1 pseudogene is annotated in these 251 nt (G+C 43.0%); it reads right to left on the bottom strand.

The window, feature by feature from the left end:
• Positions 1-251, bottom strand: a pseudogene (locus LMB56_RS01380) (hypothetical protein); the annotation flags it as partial.

Raw genomic sequence — 251 nt, 5'->3', positions numbered from 1 at the left:
AGTGAGAGTTTGAGTAACTCGGTATCGATGAGCGAGAGCTTAAGCAACTCGGTATCAATGAGCGAAAGCTTAAGTAACTCAGTAAGCATGAGCGAAAGCTTAAGCAACTCCGTATCAATGAGCGAAAGTTTGAGTAACTCAGTATCGATGAGTGAAAGCCTCAGCAACTCGGTAAGTATGAGCGAAAGCTTAAGCAACTCCGTATCAATGAGCGAAAGTTTGAGTAACTCAGTATCGATGAGTGAAAGCCT

The sequence above is a fragment of the Limosilactobacillus reuteri genome (assembly GCF_020785355.1).
Taxonomy (GTDB): domain Bacteria; phylum Bacillota; class Bacilli; order Lactobacillales; family Lactobacillaceae; genus Limosilactobacillus; species Limosilactobacillus reuteri_I.
This window is presented reverse-complemented; position numbering and strand designations above follow the sequence as displayed.